General features: G+C 58.1%; 16 protein-coding genes. 8 read left to right on the forward strand and 8 right to left on the reverse strand.

Going from position 1 to position 21450, the window contains the following annotated elements:
* Window positions 1-262 precede the first annotated feature (262 nt).
* The gene (gene asnS / locus F3J36_RS00575; protein ID WP_166718643.1) at window positions 263-1663 is read right to left on the reverse strand and encodes an asparagine--tRNA ligase; all 1401 of its coding nucleotides are present in this window, start codon (window positions 1661-1663) and stop codon (window positions 263-265) included.
* A 155-nt stretch (window positions 1664-1818) separates the two neighbouring features.
* Window positions 1819-3024 carry a nicotinate phosphoribosyltransferase gene (gene pncB, locus F3J36_RS00580; protein ID WP_166718644.1) on the reverse strand — a complete coding sequence of 402 codons (1206 nt, stop codon included), beginning with the start codon at window positions 3022-3024 and terminating at the stop codon, window positions 1819-1821.
* Window positions 3025-3269: 245 nt separating this feature from the next.
* On the opposite strand from pncB, the gene pepN reads away from it, so the two are divergent.
* Complete coding sequence (gene pepN, locus F3J36_RS00585; protein ID WP_166718645.1) at window positions 3270-5885, forward strand: aminopeptidase N; 2616 nt, start codon at window positions 3270-3272, stop codon at window positions 5883-5885.
* Window positions 5886-5964: 79 nt separating this feature from the next.
* Here pepN and ssuB read toward each other — a convergent pair whose 3' ends face one another.
* Genes ssuB through ssuE form a run of 5 tightly spaced genes read right to left on the reverse strand, consistent with a single transcriptional unit; the run spans window position 5965 to window position 10233 of the window.
* Complete coding sequence (gene ssuB / locus F3J36_RS00590; RefSeq protein ID WP_166718646.1) at window positions 5965-6756, reverse strand: aliphatic sulfonates ABC transporter ATP-binding protein; 792 nt, start codon at window positions 6754-6756, stop codon at window positions 5965-5967.
* Window positions 6753-7544 carry an aliphatic sulfonate ABC transporter permease SsuC gene (ssuC, locus tag F3J36_RS00595; protein WP_166718647.1) on the reverse strand — a complete coding sequence of 264 codons (792 nt, stop codon included), beginning with the start codon at window positions 7542-7544 and terminating at the stop codon, window positions 6753-6755. The genes ssuB and ssuC overlap by 4 nt, the downstream gene beginning before the upstream one ends.
* A gap of 10 nt (window positions 7545-7554) precedes the next feature.
* Window positions 7555-8700, reverse strand: coding sequence for an FMNH2-dependent alkanesulfonate monooxygenase (gene ssuD / locus F3J36_RS00600; RefSeq protein WP_058775379.1), 1146 nt, complete (start codon window positions 8698-8700; stop codon window positions 7555-7557).
* Between the two features lie 11 nt (window positions 8701-8711).
* On the reverse strand, window positions 8712-9671 hold the full coding sequence (locus F3J36_RS00605; protein ID WP_166718648.1) for a sulfonate ABC transporter substrate-binding protein: 960 nt from the start codon (window positions 9669-9671) through the stop codon (window positions 8712-8714).
* Between the two features lie 10 nt (window positions 9672-9681).
* Window positions 9682-10233, reverse strand: a complete 552-nt coding sequence (ssuE, locus tag F3J36_RS00610; RefSeq protein ID WP_166718649.1) for an NADPH-dependent FMN reductase — start codon at window positions 10231-10233, stop codon at window positions 9682-9684.
* A 731-nt stretch (window positions 10234-10964) separates the two neighbouring features.
* Between ssuE and F3J36_RS00615 the strand changes: the two genes are divergently transcribed.
* From F3J36_RS00615 to F3J36_RS00635, 5 genes are all read left to right on the forward strand, one after another.
* Window positions 10965-11759 carry a hypothetical protein gene (locus tag F3J36_RS00615; RefSeq protein WP_166718650.1) on the forward strand — a complete coding sequence of 265 codons (795 nt, stop codon included), beginning with the start codon at window positions 10965-10967 and terminating at the stop codon, window positions 11757-11759.
* Window positions 11760-11861: 102 nt separating this feature from the next.
* Window positions 11862-13379 carry a lipopolysaccharide biosynthesis protein gene (locus F3J36_RS00620; protein WP_021508319.1) on the forward strand — a complete coding sequence of 506 codons (1518 nt, stop codon included), beginning with the start codon at window positions 11862-11864 and terminating at the stop codon, window positions 13377-13379.
* Window positions 13376-14380, forward strand: a complete 1005-nt coding sequence (locus tag F3J36_RS00625; protein WP_058780800.1) for a glycosyltransferase family A protein — start codon at window positions 13376-13378, stop codon at window positions 14378-14380. Before F3J36_RS00620 ends, F3J36_RS00625 begins: the two co-directional genes overlap by 4 nt.
* A 120-nt stretch (window positions 14381-14500) precedes the next feature.
* Window positions 14501-15511, forward strand: coding sequence for a quinone-dependent dihydroorotate dehydrogenase (gene pyrD / locus F3J36_RS00630; RefSeq protein WP_021508317.1), 1011 nt, complete (start codon window positions 14501-14503; stop codon window positions 15509-15511).
* Window positions 15512-15661: 150 nt separating this feature from the next.
* Window positions 15662-16204 carry a cell division protein ZapC gene (locus tag F3J36_RS00635; RefSeq protein WP_166718651.1) on the forward strand — a complete coding sequence of 181 codons (543 nt, stop codon included), beginning with the start codon at window positions 15662-15664 and terminating at the stop codon, window positions 16202-16204.
* A 3-nt stretch (window positions 16205-16207) separates the two neighbouring features.
* Here the strand turns inward: F3J36_RS00635 and F3J36_RS00640 are convergent, their stop codons facing one another.
* Window positions 16208-17317: a YcbX family protein gene (locus tag F3J36_RS00640; RefSeq protein ID WP_166718652.1), complete on the reverse strand. Its 1110-nt coding sequence runs from the start codon at window positions 17315-17317 to the stop codon at window positions 16208-16210.
* Window positions 17318-17413: 96 nt separating this feature from the next.
* Between F3J36_RS00640 and rlmKL the strand changes: the two genes are divergently transcribed.
* Window positions 17414-19531, forward strand: coding sequence for a bifunctional 23S rRNA (guanine(2069)-N(7))-methyltransferase RlmK/23S rRNA (guanine(2445)-N(2))-methyltransferase RlmL (gene rlmKL / locus F3J36_RS00645; RefSeq protein WP_166718653.1), 2118 nt, complete (start codon window positions 17414-17416; stop codon window positions 19529-19531).
* A 5-nt stretch (window positions 19532-19536) separates the two neighbouring features.
* The gene (locus tag F3J36_RS00650) at window positions 19537-21444 is read left to right on the forward strand and encodes an ABC transporter ATP-binding protein (RefSeq protein ID WP_021508313.1); all 1908 of its coding nucleotides are present in this window, start codon (window positions 19537-19539) and stop codon (window positions 21442-21444) included.
* Window positions 21445-21450 lie beyond the last annotated feature (6 nt).

Genomic DNA, 21450 nt, shown 5'->3' on the forward strand with positions numbered 1-21450 from the left:
ACTGCCGTCAAGAAACCTTTACGGGAACCTTGAAAGAAGTTTGATGTCTCCTGTGTCTGCACGCATCTTTCCATCACGGGGTTGCTAATTCTAGCCCGAAAATGATTCAATTCTCGTAATTACGTATCAAAAAGCAAAATTGTATTACAATTTGTAAAATACCGGGAACTTTGTGAGAGAACTCAAAATTTACAAAAATAAAAAAAGGCCGGCAGGGCCGACCTCAATATATATATGAATTTCTTATATTTAATCTTAAATCTTAGAAATTCGCGTTACGTGGCGTGCGTGGGAACGGGATAACGTCTCTTACATTTTGTACACCGGTGACATAGGCGATCAAACGTTCGAAACCTAAACCGAAGCCGGCATGTGGCACGGTGCCATAGCGACGCAGGTCACGATACCACCAGTAATCTTCTTTATTCAGGCCCATTTCAGCGAGGCGCGCATCCAGCACATCAAGACGCTCTTCACGCTGGGAACCGCCGATGATTTCACCGATGCCCGGCGCCAGCACGTCCATCGCCGCCACGGTTTTGCCGTCGTCGTTCATACGCATGTAGAACGCTTTGATATCTTTCGGGTAGTTCTTCACCACTACCGGCGCTTTGAAGTGTTTCTCCGCCAGATAACGCTCGTGTTCGGAAGAGAGATCGACGCCCCATGACACCGGGTTCTCGAAGCTCTGGCCGCTTTTCAGCAGAATGTCAACGGCGTCGGTATAGTCTACCTGGGCGAAATCCGTGGTGATGAAGCGCTCCAGACGGGCGATGGCCTCTTTATCCACGCGCTCGGCGAAGAACGCCATATCATCAGCGCGCTCTTCCAGCACCGCTTTAAACACATACTTCAGCATCGCTTCCGCCAGGGCAGCCGCATCGTCCAGCGTGGCGAACGCCACTTCCGGTTCCAGCATCCAGAATTCCGCTAAGTGACGGCTGGTATTCGAGTTCTCGGCACGGAACGTTGGACCAAAGGTATACACTTTGGACAGCGCACAGGCGTAGGTCTCGGCGTTCAGCTGGCCGGAAACGGTCAGGAAAGCCTCTTTACCAAAGAAGTCTTTATCGAAATCGACTTTGCCCTGCGGGTCGCGCGGCAGGTTTTCCAGATCCAGCGTTGACACGCGGAACATCTCGCCGGCACCTTCAGTGTCAGAGGCGGTGATCAGCGGCGTGGAAACCCAGAAATAGCCGTTTTCATGGAAGAAGCGATGCAGCGCCTGCGCCAGCGTATGACGTATGCGCGCCACGGCACCGACAATATTGGTGCGCGGACGCAGGTGCGCCACTTCGCGCAGGTATTCGATGCTGTGACGTTTAGCCGCCATCGGATAGGTATCCGGATCGTCCACCCAGCCGGTGACTTCAACCTGGGTCGCCTGCAGTTCGAATGCCTGGCCTTCACCCGGCGACTCCACCACTTTACCGGTGACGCTCACCGAACAGCCGGTGGTCAGACGCAGCACTTCATCCTGATAATTATTCAGAGAATTATTGACGACGGCCTGAACGGGATTAAAGCAGGAACCGTCATAAACGGCGATGAAGGAAAGACCGGCTTTGGAATCTCTTCGGGTACGTACCCAACCACGTACGGTGACTTCACTGTCAACCGCGACACGGCCGTGCAGTACATCCGCTACAGGCACTACGCTCATAAAAATCTCTCTATATAAATGAAGATGGAGTGAAATAAGCCCCATTCCGGGGTTTAGCTATGTTACTTGCGAGCCACCAGGAAACAAGCAAAATTGCCGGAGAATAAAGAGATTTTCTGGCGCAGAGCAGGGCGCAGGCACCCTGCTTAGGCCAATTAGCTGGCGCGTTTGACCAGCGGCAGGTCGAAGGCTTTGCGCAGGGCGCGCACGAAGGCTTTATCCTGGCAGATGGTTTTACCGGGACTGTCGGAGAGTTTGGCCACCGGTTTACCGTTGCAGCTCACCAGTTTGATCACGATATTCAAAGGCGTGACGCCGGGAATATCGCAGGTGAGGCGGGTGCCGATGCCAAATACCACGTTCGCACGCTGACCGAAATGACGATACAGCGCCAGCGCTTTATCGAGGTTGAGATTGTCGGAGAACACCAGCGTTTTGCTGAGCGGATCAATATTCAGCCGCTGATAATGCGCAATGGCTTTTTCTCCCCACTCCACCGGATCGCCCGAATCATGGCGCAGGCCCTGATAGCGATGGGCAAAACCGGGGCCGAAATCACGCAGGAAGGCGTCCATCGTGATGCAGTCGGTCAGGGCAATGCCGAGCTGGTTATCGTACTCATCCAGCCACGACTGCAGTGCCGCGCGCTGGCTGTTGGCCAGTACCGGGCTGATCTGCTGATGCGCCTGGAACCATTCATGTGCCTGGGTTCCGACCGGGTTAAGCTGCAACCGGCGCGCCAGATCGTAGTTACTGGTGCCCAGCAGCCACGGGAATTCGTTTTTCAGCGTGCTGACAATCGCTTCCTGCACCGCGCGCGAATAGCGACGGCGCGTGCCAAAGTCCATCAGCTGGAAGCGCGACATATCGAGATCGCCCACCTGCTCACGGAAGTGCACCAGCTTCTGCTGCAGATGCGCCACCGCCTGTTCCGCGCCGCTTTCCGGCGTCCGGTGACGGTGTACCACTTCGCTGATCAGCGCCAGCAGCGGCACTTCCCACAGAATCACTTCACGCCACGGGCCGCGAATCTGAATGCGCAGATGTCCGTGTTCGTCGCGCACCTCAACCTGCGAGGCATCGAAGCGGAACTGACGCAGCCAGTCGAGATAATCCTGCTGGAAAAACGGTAAGCTGCTGAGGTAACGATATTCGTCATCGCTCAGCGCCAGAGATTGCATGGCAGTAATGTGCGTGCGGATGGCGTCGGCATACTGGCCGAGCTGCTCATCGCTGCGGCAGCGAAATTCTGCCGTTACCGGGACATCGTAGTAACGATGATAAACGGCCTGCTGCATGTGAAGCTTATAGGCATCGGTATCAAGCAGCGTGGTCAAAATCGGGGAAGCGTGTCCAGTCATGGTGCGTTTCAGCATCCTCTTCCGCGGAGCAGAGCCCGGTATTCAACAAAGTCATAAAGACGCAGGAGTATAAAACAGTAATCACCGCGATCACACCATAATTGCAGGTGACAGGTCGAGGGTCATTTGTGCCATTGTTAATGAATTGTAGACTTTTGGCGCAACGCACGCATTGTGCGTGGCAACCCGGGCGCAACCCGCTTAGACTCTGAGGGTTGACTATATTAACGATGCGAGAAGGATTTATGACGCAACAGCCGCAAATTAAATATCGCCACGACTACCGGGCGCCGGACTACACCATCACCGATATCGACCTGACGTTTGATCTTGATGCGGCGACCACGCGCGTCACCGCCGTCAGTCAGGTAAAACGCCTTGGCGCGCAGCAGGCTGAACTGCGTCTGGACGGTGAGGCGCTGACCCTGCTGTCGCTGGCGGTGGATGGCAATCCGTGGCCGCACTACCGCGAAGAGCAGGGCGCACTGATTATCAGCCAGCTGCCGGACAACTTTACCCTGACCATCATTAATGAAATCCATCCGGATAAAAACACCGCGCTGGAAGGGCTGTATAAATCCGGCGAGGCGCTCTGCACCCAGTGTGAAGCCGAAGGCTTCCGGCATATCACCTGGTATCTCGATCGCCCGGACGTGCTGGCGCGCTTCACCACCACCCTGATCGCCGACGCGGCTAGCTATCCGTACCTGCTGTCCAACGGTAACAAGCTGGAGAGCGGCCAGCACGAGGATGGGCGTCACTGGGTGAAATGGCAGGATCCGTTCCCGAAACCCTGCTACCTGTTTGCGCTGGTCGCCGGCGATTTCGATGTGCTGCGTGACAGCTTTACCACCCGTTCCGGCCGTAACGTGGCGCTGGAAATTTTTGTCGATCGCGGCAACCTCGACCGCGCGGACTGGGCGATGACCTCGCTCAAAGCCAGCATGAAGTGGGACGAAGAGCGGTTCGGCCTCGAATATGACCTCGATATCTTTATGATCGTCGCGGTGGATTTCTTCAACATGGGCGCGATGGAGAATAAAGGCCTCAACGTCTTTAACTCCAAATATGTGCTGGCTAAGGCGGAAACCGCTACCGACAAAGATTATCTCGGCATTGAAGCCGTGATTGGTCACGAGTATTTCCACAACTGGACCGGCAACCGCGTGACCTGCCGCGACTGGTTCCAGCTCAGCCTGAAAGAGGGTCTGACGGTCTTCCGCGATCAGGAGTTTAGCTCCGATCTCGGCTCGCGCGCGGTCAACCGTATTGATAATGTGCGCGTGATGCGCGGCGCGCAGTTTGCCGAGGATGCCAGCCCGATGGCCCATCCGATCCGTCCGGATCAGGTGATTGAAATGAACAACTTCTACACCCTGACGGTGTATGAGAAGGGTTCTGAAGTGATTCGCATGCTGCACACGCTGCTGGGTGAAGAGCAGTTCCAGCAGGGGATGCACCTCTATTTCGAGCGTCACGATGGCAGCGCCGCCACCTGTGATGATTTCGTGCAGGCGATGGAAGATGCCTCCAACGTCGATTTGTCACAGTTCCGCCGCTGGTACAGTCAGTCGGGCACGCCGGTGCTGACGGTGCGTGATGACTACAACCCGGAGCTGGAGCAGTACACGCTGCACGTCACGCAGCACACGCCACCGACCGCCGATCAAAAAGAGAAGCTGCCGCTGCACATTCCGCTGGATATCGAACTGTATGACGGCGAAGGCAAGGTCATTCCGCTGCAGCACAACGGTCATCCGGTTCATCACGTGCTGAACGTCACCGACGAGTTCCAGACCTTTATTTTCGACAACGTCTATTTCCAGCCGGTGCCGTCGCTGCTGCGGGAATTCTCCGCACCGGTGAAGCTCGACTATAAATGGAGCGATGCGCAGCTGACTTTCCTGATGCGCCACGCGCGCAACGACTTCTCGCGCTGGGATGCCGCGCAAAGTCTGCTGGCGACGTATATCCGCCTCAACGTGGCGCGCCATCAGCAGGGCCAGCCGCTGTCGCTGCCGCTGCACGTCGCCGATGCTTTCCGCGCGGTGCTGCTGGATGAGCAGGGCGATCCGGCGCTGATGGCGCTGATCCTGTCGCTGCCGTCAGAGAATGAGATCGCCGAGCTGTTCGAGGTGATCGACCCGCTGGCGATTGCCGCAGTCCGCGCGGCGCTGGTGCGCACGCTGGCGAATGAGCTGAGCGATGAATTCTATGCGGTGTATCTCGCCAACCAGAGCAGCGACTACAAAGTCGAGCATGCCGAGATCGGCAAGCGCGCGCTGAAGAATGTCTGCCTGAGCTATCTGGCGTTTGCGGACGCGGAGCAGGCCAGCAAACTGGTGCAGGCGCAGTACGACAAAGCCAGCAACATGACCGATGCGCTGGCCGCGCTGTCAGCGGCGGTGGCGGCGCAGTTGCCATGCCGTGATGCGCTGCTGGCGGCGTACGACGAGCGCTGGCATCAGGATGGTCTGGTGATGGATAAGTGGTTTATGTTGCAGGCCACCAGCCCGGCGGCAGACGTGCTGAGCAAGGTACGTAGCTTGCTGACACATCGCTCGTTCACCATGGGTAACCCGAACCGCATCCGTTCATTGATTGGCGCGTTTGCCTCGGCCAACCCGGCAGCCTTCCACGCCAAAGATGGCAGCGGCTACCAGTTCCTGGTGGAGATGCTGACCGATCTCAACAGCCGCAACCCGCAGGTGGCAGCGCGCATGATTGAGCCGCTGATTCGTCTGAAGCGTTATGATGCCGACCGTCAGGCGCTGATGCGTCAGGCGCTGGAGACGCTGAAAGGGCTGGAGAATCTGTCCGGCGATCTGTATGAGAAGATCACCAAAGCGCTGAACGCGTAAGAAAACAATGCGCAATAAATTGCGCCGCTACAAAGAGTTGCAATCCTCTGTAGCGGCGCGATTTATCGCGCGTCCTGAATTAACGCTGCTGCGCGAACTGCAGGAGCTGCTCTGAGGTTCCCCGCTTCATCACCCGATCCAGCACCTCGGCCTCCAGCTCGGCGAGGCGCGCCGATCCTTTGCGGCGCGGACGCGGTAAATCCACCGCCAAATCCAGCCCGATCTGACCCTCTTCAATCAGCAATACGCGATCGGCCATCGCCACCGCTTCGCTGACATCGTGCGTCACCAGCAACACGGTAAAATTATGCTGCTGCCATAGCGACTCAATCAGGCCCTGCATTTCAATGCGCGTCAGCGCATCAAGTGCGCCGAGCGGTTCATCGAGCAGCAGCAGGCCGGGACGATGAATCAGCGCCCGCGCCAGGGCCACCCGCTGTTTCTGTCCGCCGGAAAGCGCCGCCGGCCACTCATGTGCACGATCGGCCAGACCGACCGCCGCCAGCGCTTCCAGCGCTGCGCTGCGCCACTCGCGGCCTTTCAGACCGAGGCCAACGTTATCAATCACTTTCTTCCACGGCAGCAGACGCGCATCCTGAAACATCAGGCGGGTATCTTCGCGCGCCTCGGCCAGCGGCGCGTTGCCCGCCAGCAGTTCACCGTGCGTGGTGGATTCCAGCCCGGCCAGCAGGCGCAGCAGGGTACTTTTACCGCAGCCGCTGCGGCCGACCACCGCGACAAACTGGCCGGCCGGAATATGTAAATCGATATGATTCAGGATGGTGCGATTGCCATACTGCTTGGTGACGCCATTGACGCCCACCGGGGTACCGCGGTTCAGGCGCGCCGGGCTTAGCGTTGCGTTGCTCATGCGTTCTCCTCCTTCAATTGGTAAGCCGGATGCCAGCGCAGCCAGACACGCTCCAGCAGCTGTGCCGTCACGTCGGCCAGTTTGCCCAGCAGGGCATAGAGAATGATGGCGACCACCACCACATCGGTTTGCAGAAACTCACGGGCGTTCATTGCCAGATAGCCAATACCGGAGTTGGCCGAGATGGTTTCGGCCACGATCAGCGTCAGCCACATCAGACCGAGGGCAAAGCGCACGCCAACCATGATTGACGGCAGCGCGCCCGGCAAAATCACCTGAATAAACAGGCTCCAGCCGGAGAGACCATAGCTGCGCGCCATCTCCACCAGGCCGCGGTCAATATTCCGTATGCCGTGATAGGTATTGAGGTAGATAGGGAACAGCGTGCCGAGCGCCACAAGAAAAATTTTGGCTGACTCGTCGATGCCGAACCACAGAATCACCAGCGGGATCAGCGCCAGGTGCGGCACGTTACGCAGCATCTGCACCGAGGTATCCAGCAACCGTTCGCCGGTGCGCGACGTGCCGGTAATCAGCCCGAGAATCAGACCAATCGAACCGCCAATGGCAAAGCCGATTGCCGCTCGCCAGCCGCTGATGGCGAGGTGTTGCCACAACTCACCGCTGGCCGCGAGATGCCAGAAGGTGATGACAATATTCTCCGGCGAGGGCAGGATGCGTGTCGACAGCCAGCCGGCCTGTGAGGCAACCTGCCACACCACCACCAGCAGCACCGGCAGCGCCCACGGCAGCAGGGCATTGCTCAGCTGTTTCTTGACCTTTGCCATATGCGACTCCTTAACTCTGCGCGACTTTTTGCGGGGTGAAATCATTGGCGACCGCTTCACCGTGCGCCTGCACCACGCGGGGTTGCGGGATTTCCGGCACGGCCAGGTCGAGATGCGGGAACAGCAGCTCGCCTACGCGATAGGCCTCTTCCAGATGCGGATAGCCAGACAGAATGAAGGTTTCGATGCCGAGATCCTGATACTCCTGCATACGCGCCGCGACCGTCGGACCGTCGCCCACCAGTGCAGTCCCGGCACCGCCGCGTACCAGACCGACGCCGGCCCACAGGTTCGGGCTGATCTCCAGCCGATCGCGCCGTCCGCCGTGCAGCGCGGCCATGCGCTGCTGACCGACTGAATCGGTGCGGGCAAAGGCCGCCTGCGCTTTAGCAATGGTGGCATCGTCAAGATGGGCGATGAGCCGGTCTGCCGCCTGCCATGCTTCTTCATTGGTTTCACGCACAATCACGTGCAGACGAATGCCGAAGCGCACCGTGCGCCCCTGGGCCGCCGCTTTGGCGCGCACCTGTTCAATCTTCTCTTTGACCAGCGCGGGCGGTTCGCCCCAGGTCAGATAGACATCCACCTGCTCCGCGGCCAGATCCTGCGCGGCATCCGATGAGCCACCAAACCACAGCGGTGGACGTGGCTGCTGCACCGCTTTAAACATCAATCGTGCACCGCGCACTTTGACGTACTTGCCTTCGTAATCAACCGTTTCACCCTCGCTGACCCGGCGCCAGACGCGGGTGAACTCCGCGGATTCGGCATAACGCTCGCGGTGATCGAGGAAAACGCCGTCGCCCGCCAGCTCTTCCGGATCGCCGCCGGTGACGAGGTTAAACAGCGCGCGCCCGTTGGAGAGACGATCGAGCGTGGCGGCCTGCCGTGCGGCCTGCGTCGGGGAAATCACCCCCGGGCGCAGCGCCACCAGAAACCGCAGGCGCTGCGTCACCGGAATCAGGGATGCGGCCACCAGCCACGCATCTTCACACGACCGGCCGGTGGGGATCAGCACGCCACCAAAACCGAGGCGATCGGCGGCCTGCGCCACCTGTTGCAGATAACCGTGGTCCACCGGGCGCGCGCCTTCGGCGGTACCGAGATAGTGGCCGTCGCCGTGGGTAGGAAGAAACCAGAATACGGATACGCTCATGATAAATTTCCTTATGGCCGCGCCGGCTGTGGCTGCCAGATGCGATCGGCAATGGTGACTTTGACCGGCATTAAATGGTTGGCATAAAACAGATCGGCAGTTTGCTGTTGGGCCTGCGCCGTGTGGGCGCTGACCGGCGTAATGGTGGTCGGAGGACGATGGTCAAGGTAGCTGGCGATCACCGGCTTCGGCAGGCCCATCGCCTGTGCCAGCAGATCGATACTTTGCTGGCGCTGGCTACGCGTCAGCGCATCGGCTTCGCTAAAGGTGTGCAGCACCTGCTGCACGAAGTCACCGTGATCGGTAGTAAAGCTGCGCGTAGCGAGGTAGAACGAACCGGTCTGGTTCAGCTTACTGCCGTCCACCAGCACACGGACGTTGCCCTGCAGCAGCGCAGCGGAATAGTAGGGATCCCAGATCGCCCAGGCGTCAACATCGCCCTGCTGAAACGCGGCGCGCGCATCGGCTGGCGTCAGATAAGTCGGCTGAATATCGTTAAAGCTCAGCCCGGCCTGTTCCAGCGCGCGCAGCAGCAGATTGTGCGAACTGGAGCCTTTCTGGAACGCCACTTTATGGCCTTTCAGTTGCGCCACGCTGTGGATGGGACTGTCCTTCGGCACCAGAATCACTTCAGCCTGCGGCTTCGGTGGCTCCGAGCCGACATACAGCAAATCCGCCCCGGCGGCCTGAGCAAACAGCGGCGGGATGTCGCCGGTGCTGCCCAGGTCAATGCTGCCCACGTTCAGCGCCTCAAGCATTTGCGGACCGGCCGGAAACTCGATCCACTGAATGTTGGTGGCCGGGAAGCGCTGCTCCAGCAGCCGATGCGATTTGGCCAGCACCATGCTGACCGATCCTTTCTGATAGCCGATACGGAATTGTACCGGCGCTTCGGCAGCCTGAGCCGCGAGGGTCAGGGCAAACAGCGCGGTAACGGTTGGCAGCAGCCAGCGGGTTAACATCCTTTTCATCGCGGTTCCTTTATACAGCCTGAGCATAGGGTTGATGACGACGGTGCAGCGCCTGCCAGAAGGTTTCCAGCGCTTCATCAATGCGCTCGCTCAGCAGCGCATCCAGCTCAGGCTGGCGGTCGTAATGGGTGATTTGCGTATCGTTGGCGAACACGCCGTGCAGAACTTCCTGCGCTTTCAGCGCGTTCAGCACCGGTTTCAGCGCGTAGTCAACGGCCAGCATGTGCGCCACGCTGCCGCCGCTGGCCAGCGGCAGCACCACTTTATGTTCCAGCGCGCGTTCTGGCAGCAGGTCGAGCAAGGTTTTAAGCGCACCTGAGAAAGAGGCTTTATAAATCGGTGTGGCGACGATCAGCCCCTCCGCGAGCGCTAAATCTGCTTTCAGCGCGGTCAGTGCCGGTGAGTCAAAGCGCGCATACAGCAAATCTTCCGGCTGAAAGTTGTGAATGTTCCACGGAATCACCTCAACGCCACGCGCTTCCAGCGCCCGCTGGCACACACTCAGCAGCGCCGTGGAACGTGAAGGAAAACGCGGACTCCCCGCCAGCGTAATAACCCGCATGGTCACTCCTTATAACTGAAAGTTATTGATTAGCAATTATTGAGAACTGATGCGTTCAATCCTGACAGAGCAGGCGGCGAGGCGTAAATGATTTATCCGGCAATGGATAGCCGTCAGGCGGGAATAGCCCGCGCTTATAAAGGAAGGGAAAAGCGCCTCTAAGGTTAATCTGAATTGCACCCACAGGTTGCCGGGTTTTCATTAGCGGCTTCCGTCACGGGCAAGGTGAGAATGATTAAAAGCGCTGTTGCCTGGTTAAATCAGAGGTGTAACCGTCGACACATATCGCCGGGCGCGCCATTGTCGTCAGGCTTAAGAAGAAATAGATGAGGTAATTTAAGGAGTAGCAAACAAACGCTGACGTAAGTTTAAAGCGTGCACCAGGATTTTTCGTAGTGGCTGTTTAGAATGTTCCATTTTAAGCTGGTCTCAAATTAGCGAATAAGTGTGTCAAAGCGTGGCGTTTTATTAAAATCGCACCGTTTAACGCGTTTCCTGTTACCGATATTACGTATCACTTCTGCACTATGACCGGGATTGCTTCAGTTGCGCTTAACAATAAACGGTAAATTATCAGCCAGTCTGGCAAGGGCCAATAGTCATGCCGTCGGCGGGCTGTTTATAATTGATTGAGTTTTCTTACGCTAAAAAAAAGTCACTGCCTTATTTGCGCCTTAATTGGGCGGATTTTTGTCTGGCCATTATTCAGTATTATTTTTAGGGAGAGGAATATGGGAAGGTCTGCTCTGTTAGTGCATCCGGCTGAGCCGGTTGCCGATCAGCCTGCGCGCGTCGCGGCTGATAACGTTAATCCACTATTGTGTTATCTGCTGCAGCCGGATGCCGCGCACAGTCAGTTTACCGCTGTGCCACAGCCAGCGGCGGAGAGCGTCAGCGACGACGCGTTTTTACTGTTTGCCGCTGATGGTTTTGTGCCCTCTGCGGCACTGTTGCAGGAAGTGGCAACGCTCAGCCATCAGCGCCCGGAGCTCAACTGCATGCTGCTTTCACTGGCACCGCGTGCACTGAGCAGCGGCCTGCAGTCGTCGCTGCAGCTGTTCCAGCAGCTGCAGGCGCAGCGCCTGTGGCAGCAGAATAATTACGCCGTTATCCTGCGCGCCGCGCTGGTGAAAAATGCCGCTCCGCTGGTACGCATTCAGGATGTGATGCTGGCCGGCCTGTTAAATACGCAAACGGTATGGCTGCTGGATGCCCGCGCGGAGCATGAGGTCACCACGGTTAATCCGCCGCCCAGCTATCAGCAATTTATGACGGAGTATGAAAAGGTCACCCGTTTGTCACACTTTATTCCGGAGCGAAACCGCTATCGCCAGAGTTATTTACGCAGCGGGTTATTACAGCTGGTACAGCAGGAATTAAACGCTGAAACGCAGTTCTCTAATAATGTGCGGCACGCGGTGCGCTACTTTGCCGATCAGTTTTCACCGCAGAGCACAATGGAAAAACTGTTACTGAAACAGCCCGACCTCTATTTCTCACTGATGAAAATGAGAAAAAGCCGCTGAGATAGCGCCAGCGTTAATTTTAAGAATTACTCCCGTGGGCGCTGAGGTATTTTTGTGTCACGCTGTTAACACTGAGAAAAATACCCAGACGCCAGAGTTTTTATGTCTATCAAACGTAACGCGATTGCCAACTATGTTGGCCAGATCTATCTGACGCTGTCAGGTATTTTAGTGGTTCCCCTGTATATTCAGCATTTAGGTATGGAAGCTTACGGTCTCGTGGGCTTCTTTTCTATATTGCTGACCTGGCTGCAGTTGCTTGACGCGGGCGTTTCAACCACGCTGATGCGCGAGGCGGCACGCTACCGGGCAAATCAGGCAGAATTTGTCTGGTTTCCGGCGCTGTTTGCCACGCTGACCCGCTTCTTCCTGTTCTCCACCCTGGTGCTGGTGGTGCTCGGCTGGCTGGCGACGCCATGGATTGCCACGCACTGGCTGGATGCGCAGCACTTGCCCGCCAGCGATGTGGTGGTTGCCGTGGCGATCATGGTGATCACCGCCGCGATTCGCTGGCGTACCAGCCCGTATCGCAGCGTGATTGTCGGTTTTGAGCATCAGGTCTGGCTCAACGGCGTGAACCTGATCATTACCACGCTGCGTACTTTTGGCGCGGTACTGGTGATCCAGCTGTTCCCGAATCCGCTGCTGACCTTCTTTATCTGGCAATTGCTGGTGTCGATTGCCGAAGCCGCCTGCTGTATCTGGAAATCCTGTCAGCTGGTGCCCCGCGCAGCGCGCAAAGAGAAGCGCGACGATCTGAAAGGCGTGCTTAAACCCTTTATCCGCTTTGCGCTGAGCGCCGCCTTCTCCAGCGCCGTGTGGACCTTTATTTCGCAGATTGACCGGCTGGTGCTGTCAAAAACCCTGCCGCTGAGCGAGTACGGCTCGTTCACCGTGGTTGCCACGGCTGCGACCGGGATCCTGCTGCTGAGCAGTCCGATTATGCAGGCGATTGTGCCGCGCATGACCGGCATGAAAACCCGTCAGCAGGGCGATGCCGAATCGCTGAAGCTCTACCGCTATACCACCCAGGCGGTAGCAATTTTTATGGCCCCGCTCAGCATCACCATTGCCTGCTATGCCGGACCGCTACTGTGGGCGTGGACGCAGAAACCGCAAATTGTCGAAGAGATGGCGTTTGTGCTTAGCCTCTATGCGCTCGGCAGCGGCATCCAGGCGATCTGCGGCCTGCTGTATCACCTGCAATACGTTAACGGCAATCTGAAACTGCACATGCAGGGATTCACCTGTTTTGCCGTCGTGCTGGTGCCGCTCAACATCTGGTGTGCCGTCCATTACGGGGCGCTGGGCACCGGCTGGCTGTGGCTGGGGCAGAACATCTTCTATTTAGTTGGCTGGGCGTGGCTGGTGCATCGCCGCTTTGCGCCGGGCATCCATTTCAGCTGGCTGACGCGCGACGTAGCGCTGATTTGGGCGGTGTCGGCTCTGATTGCCTGGCTCAGCACGCTGTTGCCCATCGAGTGGAACCAGAATCGCTGGATCAACCTGCTGTGGCTGGGGCTGATCGGGGCATTTAACCTTGGCGTGTGCTGTCTGTTACACAGCCTGGTGCTAAAACGCCTGCGCGCGCCGCTTGTTAACGCAGAGGAAAGAGGATGAGCATGACATCACGCCGCACGCCGACGGTTTCGGTAATTATCCCTAACTGGAACTGCGCGCCCTGGCTGCCGGAAACCCTGGGGTCGCTGCTTCGCCAGTCATCGCCGCCGGAAGAGATCATCATTATTGATGATGGCTCGAGCGATGACAGCGTGGCCTGGCTGACGGCGTTTGCTGCGCAGCATCCGCAGGTGACGCTGTTGAGTGGCGGACGCGGCGGCGTCAGTGCCGCGCGCATGAAGGGGCTGGCCGCAGCCAGCGGCGATTTCGTCTATTTTATGGATGCCGACGACTTCGTCTCGACAGAACTGTTCGCCGATTTCCGCCGCGTGCAGGCGCGTCATCCGGAGATTGATCTGTTCTGCTTTGGCGCGAAGATGTTTTTCGACCTGCCAGCGCCGCAGCGCCATTATCAGACCATCCATCAGCGCCACGTCAGCGGCCTGCTGCCGGGCGGCAGCGCCACGCTGCGCACGCTGATTCAGCATCAGTCGGCGCATCGGGTGATCTGGAGCAGCATCATCTCGCGTCGCCTGATTGACCAGCTCGATCTGCAGTTTCTGCCGATCCAAAACCATGAAGACGCGCCCTTTATGTTCGCCCTCTATCTGCAGGCGCGCGCGCTGTACTGCACCAGCCAGAGCTACTACTACAAACGCTTTATGCTGAGTTCACTGTCGCAGAGCACACGCGACTTCTCGTGGGTGAAAAATTACTTTATCGCCCGCGCCGGCAGTGAGCAGTTCCTGCAGCAGCAGCAACTGCCGCACGATGAGGCGCTGCTGGATGACTATTACCAGACGGTGATGCACGGCTGCCTGACGCAAATCCGCAAAAATCACATGACGGTACCCGCCGAGTGGCAGCCGCAGGTGAATCAGCTGGTGCGTAAAGTGTTACAGCACAACGCGCGTCTGAAACTGCTGTGGTATTGCCCGGCGATTTACAGCGGTTTACAGGCCTGCCGCGATCGTCTGGGACGCTATTCCGCCCGACGCTGATACCGATCAAATTGTTGCATCCCAGAGTAATTTACTTTTGCGCCAGAGCACCTTACCATTCTGGCGCACAAATTCCCGTGCACCCGACTTTCACGAAGCTTCCGCCATTCAGGAGAGTGCATGCTATATCCTATCGTCCGGCCGGCGCTGTTTAAGCTCGATCCAGAGCGCGCGCACGAACTCACCTTTCAACAGTTACGCTTCATCAGCGGCACGCCGCTGGAAGGGCTGATTCGTCAGTCGCTACCGTCACGCCCGGTGACCTGTATGGGGCTGACCTTTCCGAACGCGCTGGGTCTGGCTGCGGGGCTGGATAAGAACGCGGAGTGCATTGATGCCTTTGGCGCCATGGGCTTTGGCTTTGTCGAGGTGGGCACGGTGACGCCACGCGCACAGCCGGGCAATGACAAACCCCGCATGTTCCGGCTGGTGGCGGCGGAAGGTATCATCAACCGCATGGGGTTTAATAATCTCGGCGTCGATCACCTGGTAGAGAATGTGAAAAAGGCGCGCTTTAAAGGCGTGCTCGGCATCAATATAGGTAAAAATAAAGATACGCCGGTGGAGCAGGGCAAAGACGATTATCTCACCTGCATGGAAAAGGTGTATGCGCACGCCGGTTATATTGCCATCAATATTTCCTCACCGAATACCCCCGGATTACGTTCGCTGCAATATGGCGAAGCGCTGGACGATCTGCTGTCGGCGATTAAATTAAAACAGCGGGCGCTGCAGGAAAGCCATCTGAAATATGTGCCGGTGGCGGTGAAGATCGCGCCGGATCTTTCTGAAGAAGAATTGATCCAGGTTGCCGACAGTTTAGTGCGCCACGAAATAGACGGCGTGATCGCCACCAATACCACGCTCGATCGTTCGCTGGTGAGCGGGCTGAAATATGCCGACGAAGCGGGGGGATTAAGTGGCCGTCCGGTTCAGTCGCGCAGCACCGAGGTGATTCGCCGTCTGGCGCAGGAGCTGCAGGGACGTCTGCCTATTATTGGCGTCGGTGGCATTGATTCGCTGGTCGCGGCACGGGAAAAAATGGCGGCTGGCGCAACGCTGGTACAGATATACTCTGGCTTTATTTATAAAGGTCCGGGTTTAATTAAAGATATCGTGACCCATCTCTAAGACATTTCTCACTTTCCCTGGCCGGGGGGTTTATTTCTCCCTCCGGCTCGTTTATATTTTGTCCTGTTCGTACAATTTTCAGCTTTTTCCTTAAAGCAATATTTTAAATTTGAGCGCCGTTTAGCGCAGCGTAAATCCACAGGGCACCCCATGAAAATCAAACCCGATGACAACTGGCGTTGGTATTTTGACGCAGAGCATGACCGGATGATGCTGGATCTGGCCGATGGAATGTTATTTCGCTCGCGCTTCTCGCGCAAAATGCTGACGCCCGATGCCTTTAATGACAGCGGTTTTTGCGTTGATGACGCTGCGCTTTATTTTACTTTTGAAGAGCGCTGTCGCCAGAGCGGCTTAAAAAGCGATCAGCGCGCCGAGCTGGTGCTGAACGCGCTGGTGGCCAGCCGTTTCCTTAAGCCGCTGATGCCGAAAAGCTGGCACTTTACCAGCCATGCGCACAGCTGGCAGCCCGTCGCGGGCGATATGGTGGCGGTAACGCTGGCTGACAGCGGCGAACAGGCGCAGCTGCTGGTGGTCGAAAGCGGCGAGAATGCCGCGCTCTGTCTGCTGGCGCAGAGTGCGCTGACGGTGGCGGGCAAAGGGATGCAGCTCGGCGATGCTATCAAGATCATGAACGATCGCCTGCAGCCGCAGTTGCAGGAAAGTAACGCGCCGTTTGCCCGCGCGGTGTAGCGCTTACGCCAGTTCGATATCTCCGTTCGGAATACAGCTGCAGCTGAGAATGGTGCCATCGCCGCGCACCGCGCTCTGCTTCAGCGCCTTCACGTCACCCGACACCAGCGTCATTTTGCAGTTGCCGCAGATTCCGGCACGGCACGAATAGGGAATGCGAAAGCCCTGCATCTCCAGCTGTTCCAGTAATACCTGCTGATTATCGCCAGCAAACTGCTGACCCTGATAGCCGATGGTCACGGCAGCCGGCGCGCTGCTGGCGGCCTGCAGCGTTTCCACCACCTCACCGGCACCGTAAGCGCGCGGCGTCTGCCGTTCCAGCACTTCAACCGTATCGCCGACGCGCACGATGCCGCTGTTAAGCGCAATCAGATTCAGGCCGAAATCGATATCTCCGCTGCCGTCCTGCGCGCTGCGGAAACGCTGCAGCGTGGCGAGCGGTTCGCCCTGCGGGTGCTTGCGACCGCTTTCGGTGCCGATGGTGGTAAACACGCAGCGGCTGCACGGCTTCGGCATCTCGAAGGTGATCTCGCCGATCTTAATACGTTTCCAGCTGTCCTCGTCCCAGGCGCTGGCGCCGCTGACGATCAGATTGGGGCGGAACTGCTCCAGCCGCACGCTGGCCGGACAGCGCTGCTGCAGATCCTGCAGCGACGCCATGTTGACCAGCAGGTAAGGGAAACCGTCAGCGAACCCCAGCGGGACCTGGTCGAAGCGTTTTACCCGGCGTGACGGCTCAGCGCCAACCCAGCGCAGCTGCACCGGGCGCGGGAAAAAGCCGCTCAGCCACTGGTTGATGGTGTCAGGCGCAATGCACGCAGTGAACTGGTTGCCCCACACTTCGGTCGGTGCCGGCTGGGCGCTGAAATCGCTGAAGCGGATCAGCGCCTGGCTGCCGTCCGGCGCGGTGATGAATAGCCCGTCGGGCAGCGGGGCGGGCGTGAAACGCACCATCTCCGGAAACTGGCGGGCGGTAATAAAGGTCCCGTCCGCTTCGGTCACCATAAAGATGCGATCGAAGGCCAGACCGCTTTCCAGCACCTGCGCGTGTGACAGCTGCAAACCACGCATCGATTTAACCGGGTGAATATACAGGCGAGACAGGGTAATCATCACAACTCCGTACAGACAAAAAGAAGCTAACTTTATGACATAGGACGCTGATTCGCTATAATGCGCAACAATTTTAGCAAGAGTAAAAGTGACGATATGAATTCTCTGTTTGCCAGTACGGCGCGTGGGCTCGAAGAGCTGTTGAAAACTGAGCTGGACGCGCTGGGTGCGCAGGATTTGCAGGTGGTGCAGGGCGGCGTCCACTTCCGAGCCGACGACCGCGTAATGTACCAAAGCCTGCTGTGGAGCCGTCTGGCTTCACGTATTTTGCTGCCGCTGGGAGAATTCGGCGTCTGGAGCGATCTCGATCTCTACGTCGGCGCGCAAAGCATCCCGTGGAGTGAGCTGTTTGACAGCAACACCACGTTCGCCATCCACTTCAGCGGCACCAATGAGGTGATTCGCAACAGCCAGTTTGGTGCGCTGCGCATCAAAGATGCGATTGTCGATAGCTTTACCCGGCAGAATCTGGAGCGTCCGAGTGTCGATCGCGAGCAGCCGGGCATCCGCATTAACGCGTGGCTGAACAAAGATCGCGTTAGCATCGCGCTGGATCTGAGCGGCACCGCACTGCATCAGCGCGGCTATCGCCAGCAAACCGGCCAGGCACCGCTGAAAGAGAACCTGGCGGCGGCGATTGTGATGCGCTCCGGCTGGCAGAGCGGCACGCCGCTGGTCGATCCGATGTGCGGCTCCGGTACGCTGCTGATTGAAGCGGCGCTGATCGCCTGCGATCGCGCGCCGGGCCTGCTGCGTTCGCACTGGGGCTTCAGCCGCTGGAAACGCCACAACAGCGCGCTGTGGCAGGAGGTGCGCAGCGACGCGCTGCAGCGTGCGCGCGCCGGCACGGCCGCCACCACGTCACGCTTCTTTGGCTATGATAATGATGGTCGCGTGCTGGAGTGGGCACGTGCCAACGCGCGCCGCGCCGGCGTGTTCGATCTGTTCACCTTTGCGCAGCAGGATGTGCTGCAGCTGAAAAATCCGCTGGCGGGCGAAGCGATGCGCGGTACGGTGCTGAGTAACCCGCCGTACGGTGAGCGTCTGGAGAGCGAGCCGGCGCTGATTGCGCTGCACAGCCAGCTGGGCCGCATCATGAAACAGCAGTTTGGCGGCTGGAATTTGTCGCTGTTCAGCGCCTCACCAGAGCTGCTCAGCTGCCTGCAGCTGCGCGCCGATCGCCAGTTTAAAGCGAAAAACGGTCCGCTGGAGTGCGTACAGAAGAACTACCAGCTGGCGGAGAACAGCGCCGAAGGCGGCGCACAGATTGCCGAAGACTTTGCTAACCGCCTGCGTAAGAACAGCAAAAAACTGGACAAGTGGGCGCGCCAGTCGAATATTGACTGCTACCGCCTGTATGACGCCGATCTGCCGGAGTATAACGTGGCGGTCGATCGCTACGCCGACTGGGTAGTGATTCAGGAGTACGCGCCGCCGAAAACCGTGGATGCGACCAAAGCGCGTCAGCGCCTGTTTGACGTGATCGGTGCCACGCTGAGCGTGCTGGAGATACCGGCCAATCGCCTGGTGCTGAAAACCCGCGAACGGCAGAAGGGCAAAAATCAGTACCAGAAGCTGAGCGAGAAGGGCGAATTCTTTGAAGTGCAGGAGTTTAACGCGCGGCTGCTGGTGAACCTGACGGATTATCTCGATACTGGCCTGTTCCTCGACCACCGTATCGCGCGCCAGATGCTGGGCCAGATGAGCCAGGGGAAAGATTTCCTTAACCTGTTCTCCTATACCGGTAGCGCCAGCGTGCACGCCGGGCTGGGCGGCGCCAAATCCACCACCACGGTTGATATGTCGCACACCTATCTGGAGTGGGCCGAACGTAACCTGCGCCTGAACGGATTAACCGGGCGCCAGCATCGCCTGATGCAGGCGGACTGCCTGAGCTGGCTGCGCGAAAGCGATGAGCAGTTCGATCTGATCTTTATCGATCCGCCGACCTTCTCCAACTCCAAACGCATGGAAGATGACTTCGATGTGCAGCGCGACCACCTGATGCTGCTGCAGAACCTGAAGCGCATGCTGCGTCGCGGCGGCACCATTATGTTCTCCAATAACAAGCGCGGCTTCAAAATGGATCTGGACGGCTTGCAGCGTCTGGGTCTGCAGGCGCAGGAAATTACGCAAAAAACGCTGTCGCAGGACTTTGCGCGCAACCGTCAAATTCACAACTGCTGGCTGGTAAGCCACGCCGGTAAGGAATAAGTTTTATGTCACTGATCAGTATCCATGGCGCTTACCTGTCGTTCAGCGATGCGCCGCTGTTGGATAACACCGAACTGCATATCGAAGAGGGCGAGCGCGTCTGTCTGGTTGGGCGCAACGGCGCCGGTAAATCGACGCTGATGAAAATCATCAACGGCGAACAGCCGCTGGATGACGGCCGCATTATTTATGAGCAGGATTTGGTGGTCGCGCGGCTGCAACAGGATCCGCCACGCAATATCACCGGTTCGGTGTACGACTTCGTCGCCGAGGGCGTGGCCGAACAGGCTGAGCACCTTAAGGCGTATCACGCCATATCGCACCTGGTGATGGAAGATCCGAGCGAGAAAAACCTCAACGAAATGGGGCGACTGCAGACAATTCTCGACCATCACAACCTGTGGCAGCTCGACAGCCGCATCAACGATGTGCTGCAGCAAATCGGGCTGCAGCCGGACACCGAGCTGTCGTCACTCTCCGGTGGCTGGCTGCGTAAAGCCGCGCTGGGCCGTGCGCTGGTCAGCAACCCGCGCGTGCTGATGCTCGACGAACCGACTAACCATCTCGATATCGAAACCATCGACTGGCTGGAAAGCTTCCTGAAAACCTTCAACGGCAGCATCGTGTTTATTTCGCACGACCGCTCGTTTATCCGCAATATGGCGACGCGCATCGTCGACCTCGATCGCGGCAAGCTGGTGTCATGGCCGGGCGATTACGATCAGTTCCTGCTCGGCAAAGAGGAAGCGCTGCGCGTTGAAGAGATGCAAAACGCCGAATTCGACCGCAAGCTGGCGCAGGAAGAAGTGTGGATTCGCCAGGGCATCAAAGCGCGTCGCACCCGTAACGAAGGCCGCGTGCGCGCGCTGAAAGCGCTGCGTCGTGAACGTTCCGAACGGCGTGACGTGATGGGCAAAGCCAATATGCAGGTCGGTGAAGCGGCGCGTTCCGGCAAAATCGTCTTTGAGCTGGAAAACGTGGATTACGGCGTTGACGGCAAAACGCTGGTGAAGGATTTCTCCACCCAGGTGCAGCGCGGCGACAAAATCGCCCTGATTGGCCCGAACGGCTGCGGTAAAACCACGCTGCTGCGCCTGATGCTCGGCCAGCTGAAGGCGGATGCCGGTCGCGTGCACTGCGGCACCAAACTGGAAATCGCCTACTTCGATCAGCACCGCGCGGAGCTCGATCCGGATAAAACCGTGATGGATAACCTGGCAGAAGGCAAACAGGAAGTGATGGTCAACGGCAAGCCACGCCACGTGCTGGGCTATCTGCAGGACTTCCTGTTCCACCCGAAACGCGCCATGACGCCGGTGCGTGCGCTGTCCGGCGGCGAGCGTAACCGCCTGCTGCTGGCGCGTCTGTTCCTCAAGCCCAGCAACCTGCTGATCCTTGACGAACCGACCAACGACCTTGATGTCGAAACGCTCGAGCTGCTGGAAGAGCTGGTGGATGGCTATCAGGGAACCGTACTGCTGGTGAGCCACGATCGTCAGTTTGTGGACAACACCGTGACCGAATGCTGGATCTTTGAAGGCAACGGCGAGATCGGTACCTTCGTCGGTGGCTACCATGATGCGCAGCAGCAGCGCGCCGCTTACAAGCAGACCAAAGCCGCACCGGTCAAAAGCGCAGCGGCTAAACCGGCAGAAAAAGCCGACGCCCCCAAACGCAGCGCAGGCAAGCTAAGCTATAACCTGACGCGTGAACTGGAACAGCTGCCGCAAAAGCTGGAGCAGCTGGAGACGCGTATCGGTGAGCTGCAGGCGCAGATGAGTCATCCGGACTTCTTCAGCCAGCCGCACGACAAAACGCAGCCGGTGCTGGATGCGCTGGCGCAGGCGGAGCAGGAGCTGGAAACCACCTTTGAACGGTGGGAAGAGCTGGAAGCGCTGAAAAACGGCGCATAACGCAGA

This window comes from Pantoea sp. Cy-640 (assembly GCF_011752635.1).
GTDB classification, from domain to species: domain Bacteria; phylum Pseudomonadota; class Gammaproteobacteria; order Enterobacterales; family Enterobacteriaceae; genus Pantoea; species Pantoea dispersa.